The organism is Herbidospora sp. RD11066, from assembly GCF_054661255.1.
This window is the reverse complement of record NZ_BAAGDO010000010.1, coordinates 305,618-321,864: the sequence shown is the minus strand read 5'-3', so window position 1 is coordinate 321,864 and position 16,247 is coordinate 305,618. Positions and strand designations below refer to the sequence as shown.

Below are 16,247 nucleotides of genomic sequence, written 5' to 3'. Positions count from 1 at the left end.
CACTACGCCCGGAGGTCTTCTTCGTGATCAATCACCGATGGCCATGTGTCACCAAGATCTCGGCCAAGTACACCTAGGTGTTAGTCGTCTTCGGTGACGACCAGGCGGGCGAAGCCGTCGCCGACGGTCGCGCCGGCGGTGACACCGGCCACGACCTGGTACGACTGGGCCGTCGTCGACTTCACCGTGTTGCCGGTCACGGGGACCGTGAAGGTGCCGCCGGTGGATCCGGCGGGGATGGTGATGGACGCCGCCAGAGAGGCGATCACCGGGTTGGTGCCGGCCGCGAGGGCCTGCACCGACAGGGTCACGGGCTGGGTCGAGGCCCGCGAGAGGGTGAGCGGGATCGTGGCGGTGCTCGGGCCGTTGCCCTCGACCACGGTCACGTCGCCGACCGAGACCTGCGGCAGCGCGGCGATGGTCTCCTCGCCGACGCGGAAGCGGGTGAACGACAGGTCGGCGAGGTAGATGCCGCCGGTGGCGGAGGAGCCGGTCAGCGACACCTCCTTGATGTCCTTCTTGTCGATGCCGCTGAGCCCGGCCAGCGGCAGGCGGACGGCGCGCAGCCAGGTCTTCGGCAGCGGCGAGGCGAGTCCGGGCAGGGCCTCCAGGGCGGTGCTCAGGGAGGAGACCGGCACGGTGACGCTGCGGTCGCGTCCGTCGACCAGGGTGAGGCTGAGGTCGAGCGGCTGGGCGGCCGGGATGTTCTCGTCGCGGGCGACCCGGAAGGTGAGGTATTCGGCCTTCGAGATGTTCCGCTCCGCCAGCGGCACGGTGAGCTTGCCGGTGGTGTCGGTCCAGGCGAACCGCATCAGCGAGGTCGCCGTGGCGTTGGGCAGGTAGGTCGCGGGGGTCCACGACGGCGCCTGCGAGGTGGTCAGCCTGCTCGCGCAGGTCGGCAGGCCGCTCTGCGGGGAACGGTCGAGCATGCTGGCGCAGATGACACCGGTCGCCGAGCCTCCGACGATGGCCTTCGTCGAGCCGGAGAAGGTGTCGACGTCGATCCGGCTGGAGGCCGGGGCCTGCGCGACGGAGTAGACGACGGCGCGGCCGGTCGAGGCGACGGTCTTGTTGCTGCCGTCGAACAGCGGCATCAGCGCCGTCTCCTGACCCTGGACGAGCCGGAAGAATCCGGCCATCAGGGCGGTGCCGACGTTGTACTGCTCACTCGCCGACAGACGCGAGGGCGCACGGTTGCCGCAGACGGGGTCGTTGTTGTTCGACCAGTCGTCGGAGGCGGGGGCGGTGGCCACGCCGGGCGTCCACTCGGTGTTGAAGAAGTTGTGGTCGGTGCCCATGACCATCTGCACCGAACGGAAGGCGGTGTCGCCCGGGACGGCGTAAAGGGAGTCGTCGTAGAAGTGCTGACCCTGCTGGTTGGAGACGTCGCCGTCGCAGTAGGGCAGGATCGTCAGCGTCGGGATACCGGGCAGCGAGGCCCGCGCGAAGTCGGTCGGCGCCAGCGGGAGCACGGCGCGGATGCCGTAGGGCTTGGCGCGTCCCGAGTTCATCAGCACGGCCTTCGCGACGCCTTCGCCACCGCGCGAGTGACCCATCAGACCGACGTTGTCGAGGTCGACGCGGCCCTTGAACAGGGAGACGAGCTGCGGGTCGCCCTTGCCCTTCTCGGCCTCGTTGATCAGGTCGAGGTGCCGCATGACGACCTCGCCGCGGGCGAGCGCACCGCGGTCCTCGGAGAAGTTGGCGTCGAACGCGTTGACCGCATTGGCGCTGACCGAGACGACGATGTAGCCGTGGCTGGCCAGCGCGTCGGCCGGACCCTTGTAACCGGTGTAGCTGTCGATCGGGATCTGCGGCGCCGGGCAGGGCCAGGCGGCGTTGCTCGTACGACGGGTCACCGCGTCGTAGCAGGCGGAGTGCCGGCCGTGCAGGAACAGCACCAGCGGACGACGGCCGGTGACGTTCTTGGGAGCGTAGACACGGGCCTTCAGCTCACCGAGACGACCACCGAGACCTTCGAGGGCGATGGCCTGTGAGCCCAGGTCGTAGTCGGTCTCAGTGACTTCGAACGGTCCAAGCACACCCGGGTCGGTGGCGATGGTCGAAGGCTGCGGGTCGGCGGGCGGGGTGTAGATCGCCCTGGACCTCGCCTGGGCCGACGATTCAACGACGCCGTTCCAGGCGACCTCGACGCTTCCGGCGCTCGCGGCGCGCGGGTCGTCGGTGAGCAATGTCAAGGTGTGGCCGTCGGCGCTCTCGGTCGCGAAGCCGAGCGACTCGCCGTCGACGGCGAGTTCGGGGACGGCGTTACGGACCGGAAGGGGTTCGTCGAGCGTCAGCGTGACCTTGTATCCCCCGTCGACCTCGACGACAGACCAGGTGTCGGCGGAAGCGGGGAGGGGCAGGGAGATTAACCCCGTCACCACCGCGAGGATCGCGGCAGCCCTTGAAAGCCTCATGGTATTCCTCTCGTGCACTTACGTCCCGCAAGCCACACAAAGCTCACGAAACAGCACGAGTTAAACTTTCAACTATTGTCCTGGCATTAACCTGCGTTGCAGCGGAGTAAACGATCGCCTACAACGGGGGATGTGGGCTGGTTATATGTTGCGAAGAGGTTGCCCGGAACCCTTTCCGCTGGCGCCCGGTGACTCTCGGCAACGGTCGACCGGTCACGGCGGGGGGATATCGGCGTCGCATGAGCACGCCGAGGAAGCGGTCGGCGTGCTCACGACGGTCGGGACGTGGCGTCAGGAGAGCTTGGTGGTCACCTGATTCGCGGCGGGGGCCTTGATGGAGATCTTGGTGCCCCACGAGGTGTAGCGGGTTTCGACGCTGATGGTCTTGCCCTCCCAGCTGGGGCTGTCCCAGATGCCGGTGCCGGGGAACGACGTGGTCAGCCGCTGGGGCAGGCCGTTGCCGCCGACGGTCAGCTTGTACGTCAGGACGGTCTTGTCCCACCGGATGGGCAGGGTCGCCTTGAACCAGGGCGAGATCTTGGCCAGCCGGCCGAAGGTGATCGTGCCGGTGTAGGCGTTGCCCGACAGCTTGCCGCCCTTGACGAGCGCCTGGAGCGTCGCCGGTTCGGCGACGTTCACGACCTGGCTGAACCAGCCGTTCGCGTCGCCCGTCATGCCGCCCTTGACCTGCTTGTACCAGCGCTTCCCGGCCGGCAGCCTGCCCTTGTACTCTCCGCCGGAGCTGTAGACGGTGGTGCCGATCCGGATCGTGCGGCCGTCGTTGATGTCGCCGAAGGTGCCCGGGGCGTCTTCGTCGTACTTGGCGGTGATGTCGGAGGCGGCGATCTTCCCCTTGCCGAACATCAGCGAACCGGTGCGCCGCTGGATGGTGATGCCGGGATCGCCTCCCACGATGATCTCGGTGACGTCGCCGAACTTGAAGCCCTTGCCGGGCAGCAGGAGCGCTTTGACGGCCTTGACCGGGTCTTTCTTGGGCGCGGCGGCCTGCGCGGGGGTCGCAGCGAACAGGAGGGCGGCGACGGATAAAAGGGAGACGAGTGATCGCATCCGGAGATCGTTCCATACCGTGATCAACTTGCGGCACCCTTTGACAGCCCGCCAAGCCCTCTGTCGGGAGGCGGTCACGCCCGCACCCGCCCACGACCGAGACGTTCGTGATGAGCCCATCACCGTCGGCGCGTCTCACCTCCCGCCGGAAGGATCACGCCCGCAGGACGCACGCCAACGCACGCCGGATCACCTCGGCGAACGGCTGGTTCGCCTCAGGGGCCAGCCAGTTCCTCCCCGCCACCCTGATCGCCGCGACCACCGCCGCGGCCGTCACCTCAGATGCGAACCCGTCGAGGCCGGCCCGTTCGCCGATGGCCTCCGCCAGCGGCGCCTCCCCCACCGTGAACGCCTTCAGCGCCTCCCCTTCGAGCTCGGGCGTCAGCATGATCATGCGCAACCCGGCCCGGTCGGGTTCGGGGTCGGTGAACAGGCCGACCATCGCCTCCGTCACGGCCACGGCGAGGGGCTCGTCGGCGGGTCGGGCCCGCAACGCGTCGCCCGCGCGCTTCGCCTGGTCGGCCTGGTGGCCGCAGATGGCTTCTTCCCTGCTGGAGAAGTAGTTGTTGTAGGTCCGGGGCGACACCCCCGCCGCCGAGGCGATGTCGTGGACCCGCACGAGCGCCAGCCCGGTCGGCCCGAACTCGATCGCCAGCTGCAGCGCGGCCTGCGTGATCGCCTCGCGGGTGGCCTGCTTGTTACGGGCCCGCTGGTCGGTCAAGGGTGCCCCCGGAGAAGTCGGCGAGTGCGGTGAAAGCGAGCTTGCGCTCCCACCGCACGTGGTCACCGAGCACCTTAACCACACCGGGACTCGCGACATCGAACTCCTCCGGCAGGTCCCAGCGGGCGAAGGTGTACCAGAACGCGGCGTCGACCCCCTCTTCGTCGAGGATCGTCAGGACCTCGCGCAGGTAGCGGGCCTGTTCCTCCTCGTCGCGGACCACCTCGGCCGTGAGCCCGGCGGCACTCCCGTCGTCTCCCCATTGCACGATCGCGTCGCCGCGCTCCCCCGCGTCGGCCGCGCCCCGGTGGGTCACGCAGCCGAACTCGTTGACCGAGACGGGCTTGCCGAGCGCCTTCCCCTGCTCGACCAGGGCACGGACCGTCTCGCGATAGGCCCCGGCGGTCGCCGCCGAGCGGTAGCCCGCGTCGGTCGCGACGATGTCGAACGGCGCCCAGTCGACCTGCTCGAACGGCAGCGACGAGTAGGTCACCCGGCCGCCGAACCGGTCGCGCACCACCTTCACCGCCTCGGCCAGGAAGGCGTTGATCCTGGCAGGGACCTCGGCGATTCCTGTGGGCAGCAGGGAGACCCGCTCCAGGAGGGTCGCTCCGGGCAGGAATCCGTGGGTCATGAGGCTCACCTCGGAGCCGGTGACCATGACCACCTCGGCGCCGGAGAGGCGCAGCGTCTCGGCGTGATCGGCCAGGTCGGCGACGATGCCGAGCAGTTCGCCAACGGTGATGTCGCAGGTGAACGGCGACAGCCACACCTCCAGCCCGGCCTCGGCGGCGGCCGTGGCGGCGGTCTTCAGCCGCTCGGGATGCTGCCCGCTGACGCGGACGGCGTCGCAGCGCAGCTCGTGGCGGATGACCCGCATCTCCGCCGCCACGACCGCGGGGTCGAACGGCTCGTGGGTGCTGCGCCCGGCGGCACGGGCGTGGACGTCGGCGAAACCGGTGTCGTAGTTGATGCCCTTCACGTTCATGCCGCCGAACCTAGCACCTCATTGCGTGTCACGCACAAGTTGCGTGACACGCAATTCCTCGGGTAGCGTCCCGGCTCGAAGGCACGAGGAAAGGTCGGTGACCCGCCTTGCCCCACCACGAACCGTGGAGATCCCGCCGGTCAGGAATGGTCGAGAGCCCACTCCAGCGCCGCGTCCGCGATCTCCTCCCAGCCGGCCTCGGCCGGCATCAGGTGCGCACGGCCCTCATACTCGATGATCTCCGTGATCGTCTTGGCCGACTTGTAGTGCTTGGCGTTCGAGCGCTGCACCTTCGGCGGCATGAGGTTGTCGAGCTCGCCCGAGACGAACAGCAGCGGCGCGCGCTCGTCGTTGTGGTAGTTGACCCAGTTGTCGTCCTTGCCGGGGTGGATGTTGGCCAGGGCCGAGCCCCAGAAGATGTTGCCGCTGGCGGGGATGTGGTAGCGCTCGTAGGTCGCGCGGGCCTCCGCCTCGGGGAAGGTGTTGGTGAAGGCGTAGCGCCACTGGTCGAAGGTGAAGCCGACCGCGCGGTGCCGGTTGGCCGGGTTCTTCAGCACCGGGAACGTCGCCCGCAGCTGCGAGATCGGGATCACCTGCACGCCCTCGGTCGGAGCCGAGTTGATGGCCACGCCGCAGGCGCCGAGTCCGTGGTCGAGCAGGATCTGGGTGAACACGCCGCCCGCCGAGTGGCCCATCAGGATCGGCGGCGTGTCCAGGCCGCGGATCAGCGTCTCCAGCGACTCGATGATCTGGGGCACGGTCACGTTCTCGATCGGGGTGGGGTCGGCGTTCAGCGCCTCGACCTCGACCTCGAACCCCGGGTAGGCCGGCACGAGCACGCGGAAGCCGCGCGCCTCGTATCGCGCCTTCCAGTGCTCCCAGCTGCGCGGGGTCACCCAGAACCCGTGGATGAGGACGATCGTGTCAGGCTTCATCGGTGTGAACCTCCGTTGAGGAAATCGAGCAGGTCGTGGCCGAGCCGCTCGCTGTGGGTGTGGGTGATGCCGTGCGGTGCGCCCGCGTAGACCTTCAGCTCGGCGTTCCTGATGAGGGCCGCCGAGCACTTGCCGCCGACCTCGAAGGGCACGATCTGGTCGTCGTCCCCGTGGACGACCAGCGTCGGCACGTCGATCGCGTCGAGATCGGCACGGAAGTCGGTGGCCGAGAAGGCCTCGACACACTCGTAGGCCGACCGGTGGTCCGACCTCATGGCCTGCGTCCAGAACGCGTCGCGGGCGCCCTGCGACGGGTCGGCTCCGGGGCGGTTGCCGCCGAAGAACGGGCCGTCGGCCAGGTCCCGGTAGAGCTGGGCCCGGTCGTGCAGCGAACCGGCGCGGATCGCGTCGAACACCTCGGCGGGCACGCCGCCGGGGTTGTCCTCGGTCTTCAGCATGTACGGCGGCACCGCCGAGACCAGCGCCACCTGCCTGACCCGGGCGGTGCCGTGCCGGCCGACATATCTGGCGACCTCGCCGCCCCCGGTCGAGAAGCCCACGAGTGTGGCCTCGCGCAGGTCGAGGGTGTCGAGGAGGGTGGCCAGGTCGTCGGCGTAGGTGTCCATCTCGTTGCCGTGCCAGGTCGCGTCCGACCGTCCGTGGCCCCGGCGGTCGTGGGCGACGACCCGGTGGCCGCGCGAGGCCAGGAACAGGGCCTGGGCCTCCCAGCTGTCGGAGTTCAGCGGCCAGCCGTGGCTGAGGACCACCGGCCGGCCGGTCCCGTAGTCCTTGTAGAAGATGCGGGTCCGGTCGGTTGTCGAGATGAACGGCATGAGCCGATCGTGCTGCGGCGGGGTGGGTCCGCGAATCCCGTGGAACGCGTAGTCGCTACCCGTCCATCGCGCGGCCCGGTTGCCTGGGCGAGGTGACGCCCAGTTTCCGGAAGACCTGACGAAGGTGGTGGTCGACGGTGTTGGCGCTGAGGAAGAGCTGCGCGGCGATCTCGGTGTTGGTCGCGCCCTGTGCGGCCAGTCTCGCGATGGTCTGCTCCTGCGTGGTGAGCGGGGTCACCGGTCCATGCTTCTGGCCGCTCGCCGGTGGCGGCGAGTTCCTTGCGGGCGCGTTCGGTGAAGGCGGCCTGACCATGGCGTTCGAACAGGGTGAGTGCGCAGGTGGTCGCGCGCGTCACGGCGGCGCTTGCGGCGGCGCAGCCACTCGCCGAACGGCAGGTGGGCGCGGGCCGGTTCCCCGGGGGCGGCGACGCGGCGGGCGTCGCGGCCGGGGCCCGCGGGGGTGAGTTCGGCCGCGCGGGGCCAGGAAGGTGGCGCGGGCGGCGAATCCGCCCCGGCCGCCCGCCCGGTCGGCGGCCCGTTCGAGCTCGGCGGCCACCTCGTCGTCGGGGCCGAGGCAGGCGGCCGCCAGGTGCCAGGCCCGCCTGTCGACGTCGGCCGGCCGGGTGGTCGCGTCGGCCAGCGCGGGCGTCCAGGTCGCCCTCGGCCGCCGATCGCAGCAGCTCCAGCGCCTCGGCCTCGGCCAGCCCGGTGGTCTCGGTGACCGGCAGGCCCGCCAGGCCCGGGAGTTCGGTGCGGGTGGCGAACACCAGCCCGACCCCCTCGGCGTAGGCGCGGCGGCCGACGAACGCGAGCACCCCGAGCGACTCGTCGTCGAGCCACTGGGCGTCGTCGACGCAGCAGACGACCGGCCGTTCGGCCGCGACCCCGGCCAGCAGGTTGAGCACCGCGAGGCCCACCAGTTAGCGATCGGGCGGCGGCCCCGCGTCCAGCCCGAAGGCGACCCGGATCGCCTGCCGCTGCACCGCGACCAGCCCGTCACACAGGGGAAGGAAGGGCATGAGCAGCCGGTGCAGCCCCGTCACTCGCGCCGCCCTGACACCGGGGGCGGCGGCCACGTGATCGAGCAACGCGGTCGTGCCGATGCCCGCCTCACCCCGCAGGACGACCACCCCGCTCAGCCCTCTCCTGACGGTGACGGCGAACCGGTCGGGCAGATCGAGCTCCGAAGCCCGGCCGATGATCGTCACGGGTCTTCCTCGAGAGCGGTGGCGAGCTGCCTGCGCGAGGTCACGGCCAGCTTCCGGAAGACCTTGCGCAGGTGGTAGTCGACGGTGTTGGCGCTGAGGAAGAGCTGGGCGGCGATCTCGGCGTTGGTCGAGCCTCGCGCGGCGAGTCTCGCGATGGTCTGCTCCTGCGGGGTGAGCGAGGTCGCCGGGTCGCTGGTCCGTGCCTCGGACCGCTCGCCGGTGGCGGCCAGCTCCTTGCGGGCGCGGTCGGCGTAGGCGGGGGCGCCGATCCGCTCATACATGGTCAGCGCGGTGCGCAGGTGGTCGCGGGCGTCGCGGCGGCGCTTGCGGCGGCGCAGCCACTCGCCGAACAGCAGGTGGGCGCGGGCCAGGTCGCCGGGGGCGCGGATCGGGCTCAGCAGTGCGACCGACTCTCGGTAGAGGGCCTCGGCCCGGTCTCCGTCGGCCAGCAGGGCCCGCGAGCGGGCCAGAACGCCCTTCGCGCGGGGGGCGCCGCTGGCGGTCGCCCGGACGGTGAGCCGGTGGAGCGCCGCCTCGGCGCCGATGCGGTCGCCCGACCGGATCGCGGCCTCGACCAGGTCGGGCAGCAGGCGGGTGTGCATCGCCATCGGCTCCCGGCCGACCAGGTCCCGCAGCACCTCCGCGGCCTCGGCGTACTCGCCCCGGCCGAGAGACATGATCGACATGCCGATGTCGCACATGCTGACGACCGCGCCCGCCGTGCTCAGGGTGCAGGCCTCCCTGGTGCCGCGCAGGAACTCGGTGGCGTAGGGGACGTCGCGCCAGGCCTGCAGCTCCGGCATGCGGGTGGTCTCCCACTGCTGCTCGGCGTTGCCCATGGCGGTGCGGATCTGGTGGCATTCGCGCAGCAGCGCGTCGCTGTGGTCGAGGTCGCCCAGGATGGCGGCCTGCATCGACCAGGCGTAGAGGATCACGTCGAGGTGGAACAGCGAACCGGTGCGGCGGGCGGCGTCGGCGCCCCGGCGCATGATCTCGGTCTCGTCCTCGTCGTCCCAGATCAGCATGGCCAGCGTGATCGACGGCATGTACTTGCCGAGCACGTACTCATCGGGGGTTCCCGGGTCGAGGAAGTGGGCGACCGCGTCGCGGATGGGGGTCACCGCCGCCTCGTAGCCGTCGAGGATCAGCGCCGCGAAGGCGCGCATCACCGGGTCGGGGAGGCCGAGCTCCCGCGAGAACTCGGCGATCTCGGCGAGCGTGGTGTCCCGCATCAGGTGTTCGGCGGTGATCGCCCACGCGGAGGCCCGGGTCAGCGCGCCGTCGGCGAGTTCGGGCGAGACGGCGGCGAAGGCACGCGCCGCCGTCACCGACATCGCGGAGGCGGCGCCGTAGGCCCCCGGCTCGACGAGGGAGAGCGAGGCCATCGCCAGCGTCGTGAGCACCCGTCCCCGGGAGATGTCGTCGAGGGCCCCGATGTCGAGGGTGTCGAGCAGGGTCCGCGCCTGCCGCGGGGCGCCCCCGGCCAGGGCCGCCTCGGCGGCGCCGACCCGCCGCCGGTCGCGGTCGCCGTCGCCGGGGCTCAGCTCGGCGGCCCGGACCAGGTAGGTCGCACGTGCCGCGAGGCCACCCCGGGCGCCCGCCCGGTCGGCGGAGCGTTCGATCTCGGCGGCCACCGCCTCGTCGAGGCCGATGCAGGCCGAGGCCAGGTGCCAGGCCCTCGTGTCCACGTCGTCGGTCCGGGTCGTCACCTCGGCCAGCGCGGCGTGGGCCCGCCGCCGGCTGACGCTGGTCGCGCCGCCGTAGACGGCCGACCGGATCAACGGGTGGCGGAAGCGCACCCCCGTACCGAGGGAGACCAGTCGTTCCTCTTCGGCCGGGCCGGAGGCGTCGGCGTCCACGTTCAGCCGCTGTGCCGCGGCGGTGATGTGGCCGAGGTCGCCGCCGGGTTCGGCGGCGGCGAGCAACAACCAGGTCTGGGTGGTGGACGGCAAGCCGCGCACCAGCCGCAGGTAGTGCTCCTCCAGGCGTCCGCCGACCGGCAGCGGGTCGGGCAGCGACAGGCCGCCGCTGAACTGCTCGGCCGACAGTTCGCGGCCCAGGTCGGTGATGGCCAGCGGGTTACCGCCCGTCGCCGTGGCGATCCGGGCCGCCACCTGGGCGTCGAGGTCACCGTCGACCACCCGGCGCAGCAGTTCCAGCGCGTCGGCGGCGGCCAGTCCGCCGACCTCGGTGACCGGCAGCCCGGCCAGGCCGGGAAGCTCGGTGCGCGTGGCGAACACCAGCCCGATGCCCTCCGCGTAGGCCCGGCGGCCGACGAACGCGAGGACACCGAGAGAGTCGTCGTCCAGCCAGTGGGCGTCGTCCACACAGCAGAGCAACGGCCGCTCGGCGGCCACCTCGGCCAGCAGGTTCAGCGTGGCCAGACCGACCAGGAACCGATCGGGCGGCGGCCCCTCCGCCAGCCCGAACGCCACCCGCAGGGCGGGCGCCAGACCGTCGGGCCCGGTCAGCGGGATGAGCAGCCGGTGCAGCGCCCCGAACGCGAACGCCGCCTCCTCCTGCACCCCGGCCACCCGGGCGACCTGCATCCCCTTCGCCCCCGCCACGTGTTCGAGCAGCGCGGTCTTACCGATCCCGGCGTCCCCGCGCAGGACCACGACCCCGCTCAGCCCTCGGCGGAGGGTCGCGGCGAACTCGTTGAGGAGATCCAGTTCTCCACTACGGCCGATGATCGTCACGGACCGTCCTCCAATGCCCTGGCGAGTTGTCTGCGAGAGGTCACACCGAGCTTCCGGAAGATCTTGCGCAGGTGGTAGTCGACCGTGTTCGCGCTGAGGAAGAGCTGCGCCGCGATCTCCGTGTTGGTCGCGCCGCCTCTGGCCAGCACCGCGATCGTCTGCTCCTGCGAGGTGAGCGTCGTCGCGGTCTCACCGTCCCTGGTCTGCGGCTGCTCGCCGGTGGCGACGAGTTCCTTGCGGGCGCGGTCGGCGTAGGCGGGGGCGCCGATCCGCTCGTACATCGACAGGGCGGTGCGGAGCTGTTCGCGGGCGTCGCGCCGGCGCTTCCGGCGGCGCAGCCACTCTCCATAGAGGAGGTGGGCGCGGGCCAGCTCGCCGGGAGCCCGGACCTGGCCGAGCAGGCCCACCGCCCGCAGGTAGAGGGTCTCGGCGTGCTCGCCGTGGTGCAGCAGCGCCTCCGAGCGGGCCAGGACCCCGAGCGCGCGAGGCGCACCGCTGGCGGTGGCGCGGACGGTCAGCGTGTGGAGGGCGGCCTCGGCGCGGACCCGGTCGCCCGACCGCACCGCCGCCTCGACCAGGTCGGGCAGCACCCGGGAGTGCATGGCCATGGTGTCGCCGTCGACCAGGCCCGACAGGACCTCCGTCGCCTCCGCGTAGTCGCCCCGGCCCAGGCCGAGCACGGACGTCGCGATGTCGCCCATGCCGGCGACCGCCCCGGCGCCCAGGGTGTCGCAGGCCTCGACGGTGCGGCGCAGCAGTTCCCTGACGTAGGGGACGTCGCGCCAGGCCTGGAGCTCCGGCGGGCGGTAGATCTCCCACATCTCGTCGGTGCCGCCCATCGCCGACCGGATCTGGTGGCATTCACGCACCAGCGCGTCGCTGTGGTCGAGGTCGCCGAGGATGGCGGACTGCAACGACCACGAATAGAGCGCCATGTCGAGGTGGACCAGCGAACCGGTGCGCCGGGCGACCTCCGCCGCACGGCGCATCACCGCGGTCTGGTCCTCGTCGTCCCAGATGATCATGGCCAGCGTGACGAGGAGCTGGAACTTGACCAGCACCTCGCCGTCGGAGGTCCCCGGGTCGAGGAGGTGGGCGGTCGCCTCGCGGATCGGCTCCACCGCCGCCTCGTAGCCGTCGAGGATCAGAACGGTGAACGACCGCATCACCGGGCAGGGGTGGCCGAAGGCCCTTCCCACCTCGGCGATCTCCTCGAGGGTGGTGCCCTCCATCAGGCGTTCGGCCGAGATCGCCCTGTCGGCGGCGCGGATCAGCGCCTCGTTCGCCGATTCGGGCGACCGGGCGGAGAAGGCCCGCGCGCCGGCCATGAACATCGCCGAGGCGAAGCTGAAGGCACGCGGCATCCCCAGGATGATCGAGGTCATCGCCTGCGTCGACAACGCCCTCCCCCGGCTGAGGTCGTCGAGGCGGCCGATGTCGAGGCCGTCGAGAAGCGACTGGGCCTGCACGGGCGCGCCCGAGGCCAGGGACGCCTCCGCCGCGTCGGCCCGGCGGCGGTTGCGGTCGCCGTCGTCGGGCGTCAGCTCGGCGGCTCTGGCCAGATAGGTGGCGCGGGCGGCGAAACCACCGCGGGAGCCCGCCCGGTCGGCCGAGCGTTCCAGTTCGGCCGCGACCTCCTCATCGGCTCCGACGCAGGCGGCGGCCAGGTGCCAGGCCCGCCGGTCGGCGTCGGCCGGGCGGGTGGTGACCTCCGCGAGCCGCGCGTGGACCCGCCTGCGCTCGACACTGGTCGCGCCGCCGTAGACGGCCGAGCGGATCAGGGGGTGGCGGAACCGCGCGGTCGTCCCGAGGACGACCAGCCTGGCCTCTTCCGCCGGTCCGGAGGCGTCGGCGTCCACGTCCAGCAACCGGGCCGCCTCGATGATGTGGCCGAGGTCGCCGCCGGGTTCGGCCGCGGCCAGCAGCAGCCAGGTCCGGGTGTCCGGTGGCAGTTCGCGTACCCGGCGCAGGTAGTGGTCCTCCAGCCGCCGGCCGATCGGCAGCGGGTCGGGCAGCGACAGGCCGCCGCTGAACTGCTCGGACGACAGTTCGCGGCCCAGGTCGGTGATGGCCAGGGGGTTGCCGCCGGTCGCCGAGACGATGCGCGCGGCCACCCGCGTGTCCAGGTCGCCGTCGACGGCCCGGCGCAGCAGTTCCAGCGCGTCCTCCTCGGGGAGGCCGGTGAGTTCGGTGACGGGCAGCCCGGCGAGACCGGGGAGCTCGGTACGGGTGGCGAACACCAGCCCGATCCCCTCGGCGTAGGCCCTGCGACCGACGAACGCGAGGACACCGAGGGAGTCGTCGTCGAGCCAGTGGGCGTCGTCCACACAGCAGAGCAACGGCCGCTCGGCGGCCACCTCGGCCAGCAGATTGAGCGTGGCCAGACCGACCAGGAACCGGTCGGGCGGCGGCCCCTCCGCCAGCCCGAAGGCGACCCTCAGCGCAGGCGGCAGACCGTCGGGGCCGCTCAGCGGGATGAGCAGCCGGTGCAGCGCCCCGAACGCGAACGCCGCCTCCTCCTGCACCCCCGCCACCCGGACGACCCGCACCCCCTTAAGCGAGGCCACGTGGTCGAGCAGGACCGTCTTACCGATCCCGGCGTCCCCGCGCAGGACGGCCACCCCGCTGAGCCCTCGGCGGAGGGTGGCGGCGAACTCGTCCAGCAGCCCTGTCTCTCTGGCCCGTCCGACGATCGTCACGAGTTCTCCTCCAGTGTCCGGCCGAGCTTGCGGAAGACCTCGCGCAGGTGGTGGTCGACCGTGGCGGTGCTGAGCAGGAGCTGGGCGGCGATCTCGGTGACGGTCGCGCCCGCGTCGGCCAGGCCGGCGATGGTCTGCTCCTGCGGGGTGAGGGTGACCGTGCCGCCGCCGGTCCGGGCCCGCGGCGACTCTCCGGCGGCGGCGAGTTCCCGCCGGGCGCGGGCGGCGTAGGCGGGGGCGCCGATGCGCTCGTACATCTCCAAAGCGGTGCGCAGGTGGTCGCGGGCGTCGCGGGGGCGGTGCCGGGCGCGCAGCCACTCGCCGTAGAGGAGATGCGCCTTGGCCAGGTCGCCGGGGGCGCCGGTCCGGCCGAGCAGGTCGATGGCTTCCAGATGGTGGGCTTCGGCGTGGTCGTCGTCGGCGAGGAGCGCCCGCGAGCGGGCCAGCACGCCCTGCGCGCGGTCGGCGCCGCTGGCCAGGGCCCGGACGGTCAGCACGTTCAGACAGTCGTCGGCGAGGCCGGCGTCGCCCGACCGGACGGCCGCCTCGATCAGGTCGGGGAGCACCCGGGAGTGCATGGCCATGGTGTCGCGGTCGACCAGGTCGCGCAGCACCGCCTTGGCCTCGGCGTGGTCGCCCCGGCCGAGGGCGAGCACGCCCATCGCGATGTCGGTGAGGCCGACGACCGCTCCGTTGCCGAGATCGGAGGCGGCCTCCCAGGTGCGGCGCAGCAGGTCGTCGGCCTGCGGCGCGTCCCGCCAGGCCTGGAGCTCCGGCGGACGGTAGATCTCCCACATCTGCTCGGTGGCGCCCATCGCCGACCGGATCTCGTGGCACTCGCGCACCAGGGCGTCGCTGTGGTCGAGGTCGCCCATGATGGCGGCCTGCAACGACCAGCAGTAGAGGGCGATGTCGAGGAAGAACAGCGACCCGGAGCGCCGGGCCACCTCGGCGCCCCTGCGGGTGATGGCGATGTTGCTCTCGTCGTCCCACAGGACCATCGCCATCGTGATGAGCAGCGGGAAGCGGCCCAGCACCGCGTGGTCGGGCGTCTCGGGATCGAGGAACCGGCCGATCGCCTCGCGGATGCACGGCACCGCCGCCTCGTAGCCGTCGAGGACCAGCGTCGAGAAGGCGCGCAGCACCGGGTCGGCGGGGTCGAACGCGCGGGCGTATTCGGCGATCTCGACGAAGGTGGTGCCCTCCATCAGGTGCTCGGCCGAGATCGCCCACTGGGCGGCCCTGATCAGCGCCTCGTCGGCGAGGCCGGGCGCCTGGGCGGAGAAGGCGTGGGCGGCGGCCATGGAGATCTCGGGGGCGATGGCGAACGCGTCGGGCGCGCCCAGCGCGATGGAGGTCATCGCCCGTGTGGTCAGGGCGTGGCCCCGGCTGACGTCGTCGAGTTTCTCCACGTCGAGGCCGTCGAGCAGGGTCTGCGCCTGGGTCGGGGCGCCGCCCGCCAGCGCGGCCTCGGCGGCGCCGACCCGGCGGCGGTTGCGGTCGCCCGCGTCGGGGGTGAGTTCGGCGGCTCTGGCCAGGAAGGTGGTGCGGGCGGCGAACCCGCCGCGTCCGCCGGCGCGGTCGGCCGAGCGTTCCAGTTCGGCGGCGACGGTCTCGTCGAGGCCGGTGCAGGCGGCGGCCAGGTGCCAGGCCCGCCGGTCGACGTCGGCCGGGCGGGTGGTGACCTCGGCCAGGGCGGCGTGGGCGTGCCGCCGGGCCACGCTGGTCGCGCCGCCGTAGACGGCCGAGCGGATCAGCGGGTGGCGGAACCGGGCGGTCGCGCCGACCGTCATCAGGCGGGCGTCCTCGACCGGGCCGGACGCGTCGGCGTCCACCCCCAGCCGCCGCGCCGCCGCGACGATGTGGCCGAGATCCCCCGACGGTTCGGCCGCGGCCAGCAGCAGCCACGTCTGGGTTCCGGGCGGGAGCCCGCGCACCTGCCGCAGGTAGTACTCCTCCAGCCGCCCGCCGACGGGCAGCGGGTCGGGTAACGACAGCCCGCCGCTGAGCTGCCCGGCCGACAGCTCCAGCCCCAGATCGGTGAGGGCCAGCGGATTGCCGCCGGTGGCCGCGACGATGCGCGCGGCGACCCGGGTGTCGAGGTCGCCGTCGACGGCGCGGCGCAGCAACTCCAGGGCCTCCTCCCCGGCGAGGCCGGTGAGCTCGGTGACCGGCAGCCCCGCCAGCCCGGCCAGTTCGGTGCGGCTGGCGAACACCACCCCGATGCCCTCGGCGTGGCGCGCCGCCCGACGAACGCGAGCACGGCCAGCGACTCGCCGTCGACCCACTGGGCGTCGTCGACGCAGCACAGCACCGGCCGTTCGGCCGCGACCTCGGCGAGCAGGCCCAGCGTGGCCAGCCCCACCAGGAACCGGTCGGCGGGCGGGCCCTCCTCCAGCCCGAAGGCGACCCGGAGCGGCTGCCCGACGGCCCGGTCGAGGAACGGCACCAGCAGCCGGTGCAGCACCCCGAACGCGAACGCCGCCTCCTCCTGCACCCCCGTCACCCGGAGGACACGCAGTCCCTCGGCCGCCGCGACGTAGTCGAGCAACGACGTCTTGCCGATCCCCGCGTCGCCCCGGAGGACGACGGCCCCGCTCAATCCGCCGCGCAACGTCTCGGCGAAACGGTCGAGACTCGCCCGTTCTTGGGCCCGGCCCACGATGGTCACGGCAG

At 72.3% G+C, this 16,247-nt stretch carries 11 protein-coding genes and 1 pseudogene; 1 reads left to right on the top strand and 11 read right to left on the bottom strand.

What is annotated here, in order from left to right; all coding sequences use genetic code 11:
* Positions 1 to 80 precede the first annotated feature (80 nt).
* The 7 genes from ACYQ78_RS32790 to ACYQ78_RS32760 form a co-directional block, all read right to left on the bottom strand.
* Positions 81 to 2,384 (bottom strand): alpha/beta hydrolase, encoded by a 2,304-nt coding sequence (locus tag ACYQ78_RS32790; RefSeq protein WP_459804822.1) that lies wholly within the window; start codon positions 2,382 to 2,384, stop codon positions 81 to 83.
* A gap of 327 nt (positions 2,385 to 2,711) precedes the next feature.
* Positions 2,712 to 3,488 (bottom strand): hypothetical protein, encoded by a 777-nt coding sequence (locus ACYQ78_RS32785; protein ID WP_459804821.1) that lies wholly within the window; start codon positions 3,486 to 3,488, stop codon positions 2,712 to 2,714.
* Between the two features lie 154 nt (positions 3,489 to 3,642).
* Positions 3,643 to 4,209: a TetR/AcrR family transcriptional regulator gene (locus tag ACYQ78_RS32780; protein ID WP_459804820.1), complete on the bottom strand. Its 567-nt coding sequence runs from the start codon at positions 4,207 to 4,209 to the stop codon at positions 3,643 to 3,645.
* Entirely contained in the window at positions 4,187 to 5,197 is a 1,011-nt protein-coding gene (locus ACYQ78_RS32775; protein WP_459804819.1) for a hypothetical protein, read from the bottom strand. Before ACYQ78_RS32775 ends, ACYQ78_RS32780 begins: the two co-directional genes overlap by 23 nt.
* 140 nt (positions 5,198 to 5,337) lie before the next feature.
* Complete coding sequence (locus ACYQ78_RS32770) at positions 5,338 to 6,132, bottom strand: alpha/beta hydrolase (protein WP_459804818.1); 795 nt, start codon at positions 6,130 to 6,132, stop codon at positions 5,338 to 5,340.
* The gene (locus tag ACYQ78_RS32765; protein WP_459804817.1) at positions 6,129 to 6,965 is read right to left on the bottom strand and encodes an alpha/beta fold hydrolase; all 837 of its coding nucleotides are present in this window, start codon (positions 6,963 to 6,965) and stop codon (positions 6,129 to 6,131) included. The genes ACYQ78_RS32770 and ACYQ78_RS32765 overlap by 4 nt, the downstream gene beginning before the upstream one ends.
* A gap of 55 nt (positions 6,966 to 7,020) precedes the next feature.
* Positions 7,021 to 7,203, bottom strand: a complete 183-nt coding sequence (locus ACYQ78_RS32760) for a helix-turn-helix domain-containing protein (protein WP_459804816.1) — start codon at positions 7,201 to 7,203, stop codon at positions 7,021 to 7,023.
* A gap of 250 nt (positions 7,204 to 7,453) precedes the next feature.
* Between ACYQ78_RS32760 and ACYQ78_RS32755 the strand changes: the two genes are divergently transcribed.
* The gene (locus ACYQ78_RS32755; protein ID WP_459804815.1) at positions 7,454 to 8,251 is read left to right on the top strand and encodes a hypothetical protein; all 798 of its coding nucleotides are present in this window, start codon (positions 7,454 to 7,456) and stop codon (positions 8,249 to 8,251) included.
* On the opposite strand, the gene ACYQ78_RS32750 is transcribed toward ACYQ78_RS32755, so the two are convergent.
* From ACYQ78_RS32750 to ACYQ78_RS32735, 4 genes and pseudogenes are all read right to left on the bottom strand, one after another.
* A complete protein-coding gene (locus ACYQ78_RS32750; RefSeq protein WP_459804814.1) occupies positions 8,170 to 10,872 on the bottom strand; it encodes a LuxR C-terminal-related transcriptional regulator in 2,703 nt (900 codons plus the stop codon). The two genes, ACYQ78_RS32755 and ACYQ78_RS32750, sit on opposite strands and share 82 nt — an antisense overlap.
* Positions 10,869 to 13,571, bottom strand: coding sequence for an ATP-binding protein (locus ACYQ78_RS32745; RefSeq protein WP_459804813.1), 2,703 nt, complete (start codon positions 13,569 to 13,571; stop codon positions 10,869 to 10,871). Before ACYQ78_RS32745 ends, ACYQ78_RS32750 begins: the two co-directional genes overlap by 4 nt.
* Entirely contained in the window at positions 13,568 to 15,790 is a 2,223-nt protein-coding gene (locus ACYQ78_RS32740; RefSeq protein ID WP_459804812.1) for a helix-turn-helix transcriptional regulator, read from the bottom strand. Before ACYQ78_RS32740 ends, ACYQ78_RS32745 begins: the two co-directional genes overlap by 4 nt.
* Before the next feature lie 74 nt (positions 15,791 to 15,864).
* Positions 15,865 to 16,233: pseudogene (locus ACYQ78_RS32735) on the bottom strand (AAA family ATPase); the annotation flags it as partial.
* Between the last annotated feature and the right edge of the window lie 14 nt (positions 16,234 to 16,247).